The following is an 8,646-nucleotide window of genomic DNA, read 5'->3' as shown; positions in this document are numbered from 1 at the left end:
GATCGCCGTCTGAATCGTCGCCTGTCCGCTCAGGATAAGGTCTTTCGCGTTTCCTAACCATACATCCGTACCGTGGGACAGACCGGAAATCCGCACCAAATCCGAAAAATATTTCGGTTTGGCATCGATCAACATCTGCATCGCGAAGTCTGTACCAAACTCCGGAATGCCAAGCGCCCCGAGCTTACAGCCGCCGAGATCCTCCGGCGTGACACCGAGCGCCTCCGTGTTCTGGAAGAGACTCATGACCTCCTTCGAATCCAGTGGAATATCCTTAACCGGGTCGAGTCCCGTCAAATCCTGCAGCATACGAATCATGGTCGGATCATCGTGTCCGAGAATATCGAGTTTCAACAAGTTGTGGTCGATCGAGTGGTAATCGAAATGCGTCGTGACGGTACGTGTCGTCATATCGTCCGCCGGGTGCTGCACCGGTGTAAACGTGTCAATCTCCTCTCCGAGGGGCAGTACGATGATACCGCCCGGATGCTGTCCGGTGGTACGCCGCACGCCTACGCAGCCGGACACGATGCGCTCAATCTCGCACCGGCGCTTACGGATTCCCTTATCCTCATAATAATGCGCCACAAAACCATACGCTGTCTTATCCGCCAGCGTACCGATCGTCCCCGCACGGAAGGTCTGTCCTTTTCCGAAGATGACCTCCGTATAGCTGTGCGCCCGGCTCTGGTACTCGCCGGAGAAGTTTAAGTCGATATCCGGCTCCTTATCGCCCTTGAATCCCAGGAACGTCTCAAACGGGATGTCGAACCCGTCTTTTTTCAGCGGTTTTCCGCACTTTGGACATATCTTATCCGGCATATCACAGCCCGCCATACCCGAAAACTTCTTTACGTCTTCTGAATCAAAATCGTAATAATGGCAGTTCGGGCAGTAATAATGCGGGCTCAGCGGATTTACCTCCGTGATACCAGACATCGTCGCCGCCAGCGAGGAACCAACGGATCCTCGCGAACCAACCAGATATCCATCCTCATTCGACTTCCAAACCAGCTTCTGCGCGATGATATACATAACGGCGAATCCATTGGAAATGATCGAGTGAAGTTCACGCTCCAACCGATCGACTACCACCTTCGGCAGCTTATCGCCGTACATATCATGCGCGTGGTTGTAGCAGATGGTACGCAGCGTATCATCCGAATTCGGAATAACCGGCGGACACTTGTCCGGGCGTACCGGGGAAATGCGCTCGCACATCGCCGCGATCTTGCGCGTGTTTGTGATAACAATCTCCTCCGCCTTATCACTGCCTAAATATTCAAATTCCCCCAGCATTTCCTCGGTAGTCCGCAGATACAGTGGTGCCTGATCGTCTGCATCCTTAAAGCCCTTGCTCGCCATGATGATACGGCGGTAGATCTCATCCTCCGGATCGAGGAAATGTACGTCGCAGGTCGCGCAGACCAGCTTGTTCCACTGTTCGCCAAGTTCAATCACTTTGCGGTTCAGATCCTGCAGATCCTCCCAGGTGTTGACCGAACTTTTCTCATCCCGCAGCATAAATGCGTTGTTTCCAAGCGGCTGCACTTCCAGATAATCGTAGAAATTCGCTATTTTTCCCAGTTCCTCCTCCGGAACCCCGCGCAGGATCGCCTGAAACAGCTCGCCCGCCTCGCACGCCGATCCAAGAATCAGCCCCTCGCGGTGGCTCGCCAGCAGACTCTTCGGAATCCGCGGACGTTTTGCAAAATACGTCAGGTTTGACTGGGAAATCAGCCGGTACAGGTTGATTCGCCCGACATCATTCTTCGCCAGAATAATAATATGGTAGGTCGGCATCTTCCGGATCATTTCCGGCGTCATTTTGCTGAGTTCGTTGAGCTGCGTCAGATTTTCGATATCACGAGCCTTTAACATCTCGATAAACTTGACAAAAATCTCTGCCGTCGCCCCCGCATCATCGACCGCCCGGTGATGGTTTTCGAGGGAAATTTTAAGCTCTTTCGCTACCGTGTCGAGCTTGAAGCGGTTCAGGTTCGGCAGCAGAACACGCGCCAGCGAAACCGTATCGAGAACCGTCGGCTGGAATGTGAGTCCCTGCCGTCTCGCATTTTCTTTGATGAAACTGATATCAAACGACGCGTTGTGCGCGACCATGACCGCCCCCTCACAGAATGCCAGAAATTCCGGCAGAACCTCTTCGATCGTCGGCGCGCTGATTACCATGCCGTCGTTGATGCTTGTCAGCTGTTCAATGTCATAGGGGATTGGCACTTCCGGGTTGACAAATGTGCTGAATTTGTCCACAATCTTTCCATCCGTCACACGCACCGCGCCGATCTCGATGATGCGGTTCTTGATCGGGCTGAAACCGGTCGTCTCGATATCGAATACAACGCAGGTGTGATCTAACGTCTGTCCTTTCTCATTCTCCGCCAGTTCCTTCATATCATCGACGAGATAGCCCTCAACACCATAGAGGATCTTGAAGTTTTCGCCCTTATCAACCGCATGGTTCGCATCCGGAAACGCCTGCACACAGCCGTGGTCGGTGACAGCGATCGCGTCCATGCCCCACTGTTTGGCACGTTTGATGATATCCTTGACCTCGGAAACACCGTCCATATCGCTCATCTTTGTGTGACAGTGAAGCTCCACGCGCTTGACCGGACTGTTGTCCATCCGCTTGCTGGTGAAATCTTCGCATTTCTTGATGCCGGAAACCGAACCGATCGTCAGCTCGCCATCAAATTTATCAATGTTGGCAACACCCTTGATGCGGACAAACTGTCCCGCCTTGGTCGCCGTCTTCAAATCATCCAGCGTATCCTCCCGTGCAAAGATCTTGACGCCGATTGTATCTGTAAAATCCGTTACCGAAAACATAAACAGTGTGTTGCCGCTGCGAAGCTCCCTTAGCTCGCAAGTCAGGATCTTTCCGCGGATGACAACCTGCCCAACCTCGCCTTCCAACTCCTCGATCGGGCTCGCCTCCTCATCGAAATCGCGCCCAAACAGCACATCCGGATTGTCGGATTTCTTCATATAGCCCGAACGGCGGTACTCGCCGCCCTTGCCAGATCCAGCATTTGCGCTGCCTGCCTGGTTTCTGCCTCCTGCCGGATTCCCCCCGGCTTTCAGCTTACCAACCGGTTTTAAAACAGTCTTTCCCTCGTCAAATGGCAAATCGACACCGCCAGAGACAGGTTCTGCCCCCGACGGTTCCATATACGCCTCATTGGCACCTGCTGCTCCGGCAGCCGCGCCACTCTCGCCTGCCGCCTGCGGCTTCATGTAGATGATCTCCGGCTCAGTATTCTTCTTCTCAACCGGACGATAGGAAGTCTTCACAACCATTGGCACATTGCAGCGCTCGGTAAAGATTTTCTCCAGAATCCGCACCAGTTCCTGTGCCTTATCGCGCACGATCATCGTGTCCTCCAGCGACAGCTTCAGGTATCCTTCTTCTTCAAAATCCATCTCCGCCTTACGGAACATATTATAAAGAAGGATACTGTAATTTTTCAGCTCCATCAAAATACTGTCCCGGTACACATTCATGAGTTTTTCCGGCGTGTACTGGCTGGACAGATGGTATTTCTCCAAAATCTTGATCGTCACCCGTTTGCCCGGAAATAACTGCTCCTTGATGCCTTTTTCCAGATCGTAGATACTCTGCTTGTGCATCAGGCGCGGGCTGTCGATGTAGACGCGGATCACGCTCCGGTCACGGTTCGTCGAGATCTTCTCGATCCCGACCATTTCAAGCAGTCCCCGCACATTTTCCGCAATATGTAAATCTGGAAATACCTCCAGAAATGTTTTCATTCTATCATTCCTTTGCTTTTTTCTCTTCCACCATCCGGTCAAGCTCCGCTTTAAGCGCCGGTAAAAGTTCACTCTCCGGCAGTTTTTTCATAATCTCGCCCTTGCGTATCAGAAGTCCTTCGCCGATACCGCCGGCTACACCGAGATCGGCTTCCTTCGCCTCGCCCGGTCCATTGACCACGCAGCCCATGACGGCAACCTTGATATCCAGCGGATATCCCTGTACCAGCGTCTCCACCTGGTTTGCCAGACTGATGAGATCGATCTGCGTGCGTCCGCAGGTCGGACATGAAACAACTTCCACACCACCCCGACGAAGTCCCAGCGTCTTCAAAATCAGCTTTGCAGACTTGATCTCCTCCAGCGGGCTGCCTGTCAGGGACACGCGGATCGTATCACCGATTCCCTGACTCAAAATCAGTCCCAGACCGACCGCTGACTTGATATTGCCCGCAATCACAGTTCCCGCCTCTGTGATACCGACATGCAGCGGATAATGAGTCTTTTTTGCAATTAGTTCATGTGCTTTTACACACATCATAACATCCGAAGATTTGATGCTGATAACCAGATTGTCATAACCCATCTGCTCAATCAGGGCAACCTTATCCAGCGCACTCTCAACGAGTCCTTCCGCTGTCACGCCGCCATATTTCTCTACCAATGGCTTTTCCAAAGAACCGCTGTTGACGCCGACACGAATCGGCACGCCATACTCTTTTGCCTTGTCAACCACCGCCTGGATCCGCTCTCTGGAACCGATATTTCCCGGATTGATACGGATTTTGTCCGCGCCGCACTCGATCGCCGCGATCGCGAGACGATAGTCAAAATGAATATCCGCCACCAATGGAATATGTATCTGGCGTTTAATCTCCGTCAGGGCAGCAGCCGCCTCCATTGTCGGCACTGCCACACGGATAATATCGCAGCCCGCGTGCTCCAGCGCCAGAATCTGCTCGACGGTCGCCTTCACATCCTCTGTTTTCGTATTACACATCGACTGGATCAGAATCGGATTGCCGCCGCCGATCTGTCGTTTTCCAATCTGCACCACTTTCGTCTCGTCCCGGTATCCCATATCGTTCCTCCCAAACCATTCTTCTCCGACACAAAATTTCCGGCCTTTTTCGAGCGAATCTTTCATGCCTTTGAATCAAATGAATTATCATTACAATAAATTTCTAATATCATTAAACAATACAAATAACATCAGCGTCATCAACGCCGCCATGCCCGCCATATGGACCATGCCCTCTTTTTCCGGATCAACCGGCTTGCCGCGCAGCATCTCCAGAATGATAAATACAAGCCGTCCGCCGTCCAGCGCCGGAATCGGAAGCAGGTTCATGACACCCAGATTGGCGCTGAGCAGAATACACATATTGGCCAGATTGACAAGCACAATCATAAGTCCGTAGCTCTGGCTCTCCTTGACCGTCGTGCCGATCATCGACACAATCCGCACCGGACCCGCGATATCATTCGAGCTGACCTGCCGCTTCAGAATCATGCCAAGGCTGCTGAACGTCACACGGATCCAATAGCGCACTTCATAGAAGCTATACTGCACCGTCTGAATCACGGACGCCGGTTTCTGGTAAACACCACCGCTGATTCCAATAAGATAGCGTCCCGCTTCCTCAGAATAGTGCGGAACCATCTGCGTCGTGTAAGATTTCCCATCCCGCACATACTCCACCGTGACACTCTTTCCCGGATGAAACTGCAGATACGTCTGCACATCGCGGTACAGATAGGTGCGCGTACCATTTAAGCGCTCGATCGTATCGCCCGCCTGCAGCCCCGCCTCCTGTGCCGGATAGCCGTCCTCAACACTGACAACCGACGCCGGATCAAATCCCACACAGCTGATCACGAAAAAGGCGCAAAACCACGCCAGAATGAAGTTGAATACAGGTCCTGCCACCACGACTTTAAAACGTGTCCAGGCAGAAACCGCATTAAAATAAGTCCCCGTTGCGCCCGGAGGCAGCAGGAGCCGATCCGTTTTTCCATCTGTCAGACTCTGGTTCTGATCGCAGGAACTCCCTTTTTCCGTCTCACCCGGCGCATCATACCCTTCATCTTCCCCCAGCATCATACAAGAACCGCCAAACGGAAGCAGCTTCAGCGAGTACCGCGTCCCGCCTTTCACAAAACTGAAAAGTCTAGGACCCATGCCGAGCGAAAACTCAACGACGCAGATTCCGCCCCGTTTTGCCAATAAAAAATGTCCAAATTCGTGAAACAGCACGATCAGGCTGAATACAATCAGCGCCGCCAGCAAACTTACCAATCTACCACCTGCTCTCTATAAAATCATAGGTTTCCTGTTCTGCTGCCAGAATCTCTTCGACCGTCGGATTCTCTTTCACGGTGTGGTGTTCCATCGCCGCCTCAATCATATCAGTGATGGTCAGATATCCGATCTCGCGATCGAGGAATTTCTGGACTGCCCGCTCATTTGCCGCGTTGAACACGGTCGGAAGCGTGCCGCCGCGCCGTCCGGCTTTGTATGCCAGGGAAAGTCCGTGGAAATTCTCAAAATCCGGCGCTTCAAAGGTAATCTGTGCCAGCTTTGCAAAATCCAGCCGGTCGCCCGCCAGGAAGCGGCGTTCCGGATAATACAGCGCATACTGGATCGGAAGCTTCATATCCGGCGTGCCGAGCTGCGCTATCACCGCGCCGTCCTCGTATTCTACCATTGAATGAATCACACTCTGCGGCTGCACAACCACCTGCACCTGATCCATCTCCACGCCAAAGAGCCATCTTGCCTCCATAACTTCCAGACCTTTGTTTACCATCGTGGAACTGTCGATCGTGATCTTGCGTCCCATCGTCCAGTTCGGATGTTTCAGCGCATCTTCGACCTGCACACCCTTCATCTGCTCTCTCGTCCATCCGCGGAACGGTCCGCCGGACGCTGTCAGGAGAATCTTGTGGATCTTATTTCCCGTCTCACCGTTCAAACTCTGGAAAATCGCGCTATGCTCGCTGTCCACCGGCAGAATGCGGACATGCTTCTCCTTTGCCAGCGACATAATGATATGCCCGGCCGTTACCAGGGTCTCTTTGTTTGCAAGTGCAATATCTTTTCCAGCATTCATCGCTGCGATCGTCGGGCGGATACCGATCATTCCGACTACCGCTGTCACCACAATCTCCGCACCCAGCTCCGTTGCCACTGCGAGAAGTCCATCCATGCCGCTCTCGACACGGATATCCAGATCGCGCACACGGTCTTTCAGTTCTTTTGCTTTTTCCTCGTTCCAGACCGCCGCGATCTTCGGAGAAAACTCCCGGATCTGTTTCTCCAGAAGATCAATATTGCTGCCAGCCGCCAGAGCCGTTACTTCTATATCTTTATTCGCCCGGACCACTTCCAATGTCTGTGTTCCGATCGATCCGGTTGATCCAAGTATCGCAATTTTTTTCATTTCTTATTCTCCTGTTTCTGTATTTTCATACATGCTTTCGTTTTATCGTAAAAACGTCAGTGCAAAATAAATCGCCGGTGCCGTAAAAATCATGCTGTCGAACCGATCCAGCACGCCGCCGTGTCCCGGAATCAGGTTTCCGTAATCCTTGACATTGTGGTTCCGCTTGATCGCCGACGCCGCCAGATCCCCGATCTGGGAAATAACCGCCGCAATCGCACACGCCACCGCGCATGCCACCATCGGATTGCTGACCTCGTCCATCTTCGCACCGAAGAAATACGCATAAATGCAGCCTAACAGAGCCGATCCGACCACACCGCCGACGGCGCCCTCGATCGATTTTTTCGGGCTTAAAACCGGTGCCAGACGGTGTTTTCCAAGGAGCATTCCCGCGCAGTATGCGCAGGTGTCACAGCCCCAGGAGCTTAAAAAGATCAGCCAGACAAGGTATTTTCCGTCCGCCATTGCCCGCACCTGATACAGGTAGGAAAGCATAATTCCCAGATAAAAAATGCCGAAAAATGCTACTGTAATCTGCTCTGTCCCATATTTCGGAAACGTGAACACGTAAATGCTCATCAGCACCATCAGGGCTGCAATCGCAAGCAGCGTCACATAATGCTGCCCTTCAAACCACACCAGCCCATAATATCCCAGACACGCCAGATACCCGGCGATGCCCGGCGCTTTTTTCTCAATCCCCATAACCCGGTAAAGCTCAAACATACCGATCAGGGAGATCGCGGCGGTCACACAGTACAGAAGGACACCGCCCTTTGTAACCAGTAAAATCGCGAGTACTACAAGCACAATCCCGCTTATCAGCCTCGTTCTGAACATGGCAACTCCTCCTTATGCCTTGACTCCGCCAAAGCGTCTGTCTCTTTGATTGAACTGCTCAATTGCCTTTATAAGCTCGTCGCGGTTGAAATCCGGCCACAGGCAGTCCGTGATATAAATCTCACTGTAGGCAAGCTGCCACAGCAGATAATTGGACAGGCGGATCTCGCCGCTGGTGCGGATCAGAAGATCCGGATCCGGGATGCCCGCCGTATCTAAATAGGACGCAACGGTCTGCTCTGTCACGTCCTCTGGCACCAGCTTTCCGTCCTGACAGTCCATCATCATATGGCGCACCGCGCGCGTGATCTCATCTCTGCCGCCGTAGTTGACTGCGATCACAAAGGTCATGCCCGTGTTTGCCGCCGTCTCGTCTTCCAGGCGGTTGATGCCCTCGATGATATCGCTGTCAAATCGCGTGCGGTCGCCGATCATTTTGACTCTTACATTATTTTTCTTGGCAATCTTTAAAAGCCGTTTCAGATAAAAACGGAAGAGCTGCATCAGCGCCCCTACTTCTTCAGCAGAACGCTTCCAGTTTTCCGTTGAAAAACCATATACCGTCAGA

Annotated in this window: 5 protein-coding genes and 1 pseudogene (1 of these 6 only partly in view); all 6 read right to left on the bottom strand. The window is 52.6% G+C overall.

Annotation, left to right across the window (positions count from 1 at the left end):
- Window positions 1-3,792, bottom strand: a pseudogene (locus QVO97_RS11520) (PolC-type DNA polymerase III); it reaches 740 nt to the left of the window's first position.
- A gap of 4 nt (window positions 3,793-3,796) precedes the next feature.
- Window positions 3,797-4,873, bottom strand: coding sequence for a flavodoxin-dependent (E)-4-hydroxy-3-methylbut-2-enyl-diphosphate synthase (gene ispG, locus QVO97_RS11515; protein ID WP_022360465.1), 1,077 nt, complete (start codon window positions 4,871-4,873; stop codon window positions 3,797-3,799).
- A gap of 90 nt (window positions 4,874-4,963) precedes the next feature.
- Window positions 4,964-6,091, bottom strand: a complete 1,128-nt coding sequence (gene rseP / locus QVO97_RS11510) for an RIP metalloprotease RseP (RefSeq protein ID WP_022360464.1) — start codon at window positions 6,089-6,091, stop codon at window positions 4,964-4,966.
- A gap of 1 nt (window position 6,092) precedes the next feature.
- Window positions 6,093-7,235 carry a 1-deoxy-D-xylulose-5-phosphate reductoisomerase gene (locus QVO97_RS11505; RefSeq protein ID WP_022360463.1) on the bottom strand — a complete coding sequence of 381 codons (1,143 nt, stop codon included), beginning with the start codon at window positions 7,233-7,235 and terminating at the stop codon, window positions 6,093-6,095.
- A 42-nt stretch (window positions 7,236-7,277) separates the two neighbouring features.
- On the bottom strand, window positions 7,278-8,078 hold the full coding sequence (locus QVO97_RS11500) for a phosphatidate cytidylyltransferase (protein ID WP_022360462.1): 801 nt from the start codon (window positions 8,076-8,078) through the stop codon (window positions 7,278-7,280).
- Between the two features lie 12 nt (window positions 8,079-8,090).
- The coding region (uppS, locus tag QVO97_RS11495; RefSeq protein ID WP_288189732.1) for a polyprenyl diphosphate synthase at window positions 8,091-8,646 on the bottom strand (556 nt) is incomplete at its 5' end.

The organism is Clostridium sp. CAG:43 (assembly GCF_000434655.1).
GTDB lineage: Bacteria > Bacillota > Clostridia > Lachnospirales > Lachnospiraceae > Otoolea > Otoolea fessa.
This window is presented reverse-complemented; position numbering and strand designations above follow the sequence as displayed.